This is a genomic window from Grimontia sedimenti (genome assembly GCF_011045095.1).
Classification (GTDB): Bacteria; Pseudomonadota; Gammaproteobacteria; order Enterobacterales; family Vibrionaceae; genus Enterovibrio; species Enterovibrio sedimenti.
Window position 1 is genome coordinate 1 of sequence record NZ_JAALDL010000046.1, and the last position, 1,269, is coordinate 1,269.

General features: G+C 36.7%; 2 protein-coding genes. Both read left to right on the plus strand.

Going from position 1 to position 1,269, the window contains the following annotated elements:
- Positions 1-75 precede the first annotated feature (75 nt).
- Complete coding sequence (locus tag G5S52_RS24490) at positions 76-498, plus strand: hypothetical protein (protein WP_165018879.1); 423 nt, start codon at positions 76-78, stop codon at positions 496-498.
- Positions 499-648: 150 nt separating this feature from the next.
- Entirely contained in the window at positions 649-1,158 is a 510-nt protein-coding gene (locus G5S52_RS24495; RefSeq protein WP_165018881.1) for a hypothetical protein, read from the plus strand.
- Positions 1,159-1,269 lie beyond the last annotated feature (111 nt).

Here is a 1,269-nt window from a genome sequence, read left to right on the forward strand (position 1 = left end):
ATTTTAATAAAGTATAAATACACCTGAAATAATTTTTAAGTCAGTAACGACATTTATAAATCCAACTTGTCTGAGATGGCTGATCTTGATTTTAGTGATCTCCCAAATCCTAAACTGGATATCAATATGTCTAATGTCGGCGAAGATGATTTTGAGGATGATATGGTGGATGATCTTGATGATGATAATGTTGGCTCGGATGATGAAGAATTGCCTGATCTGGATGAACTACAGGAAGAAAATGGTGATGACGATGTTAATGGTTATGATGGCCATGAGCCTTATCATCCAAATGCTAAGGAAGATTTGATAGCTGATCTTAAGGTTATCTGTGACACAGAAGGAGTCAGTTATACTATCCCTATGGAGAATCAGATTTTGAAAGGGCTGACTGATGAATCTGTCTCACACAACTGCTTATACTGGTATGTAAAGGAATCATCATTGCAAACCAGACTCAGATTATCCCAACCATATCAGGCGCCATGTCAGAATTGAAGATGGAAACAAAATTCCTACAAACAGCAGCAGGAAAGATAAACAAGGAAGTCAAGAAATCAGAGGATTTAATGACATCCATTTCTAAAGAGCTAAAGTCTATCAAGGAAGACATGGAAGATGTCGTTTCGGTCCAATATGGAGCGTTTCATGAAAGAGATCCGAGATGAGATCAAGTCTACAGACCGCAAAGATGACAACAATGAAACAAAGAATGAGATCAAATCATTGGTTAAGAATGATAAAATTGATGCCGATTATGAAGAATCCAATGGGACAATAGCAACTGTAGTCATCCCTAAGTGCGATCCGAGTACATCTAGTTCTTCATATCATGTCGAAAAGAGACACTGGATACAGAAGATGGGGATAGAGCATTCGTTTGTCAAAGAACTGGACGATGAGCTTATCGATCAGATATACCCAGATGCATTACACAAGAAGGCTCAAGGAATGAAGCTCACAGCAAAGAACAAAGACATTATCAAAAAGCTGGTAATGAAAAAGATAGATGAATGCATGTCAGGATCAGATTCAGACAGCGATGACGACTCAAGAGACAGAAATGAAAGAATTTCAGGACAAGGATTGTGTCAAATGCAAACAAGTCTGACCGAGAATTACGATGCAGCCATGCAAGACATGTGCATTGATACATAATCACTCTATCTATAATTTATATAATATTAATCAATAAGATAGCAGTAATTAATTGCAATGTTTTACTTCTTAGTTATAATATCACGTTATATGTCAACAGTGTGTTTATAT

What these genes read in the sequence shown, in the direction of transcription:
- G5S52_RS24495 (WP_165018881.1), top strand. Translation starts at nt 649, where the DNA reads ATGAAAGAGATCCGAGATGAGATCAAGTCTACAGACCGCAAAGATGAC.
- G5S52_RS24490 (WP_165018879.1), top strand. Translation starts at nt 76, where the DNA reads ATGGCTGATCTTGATTTTAGTGATCTCCCAAATCCTAAACTGGATATC.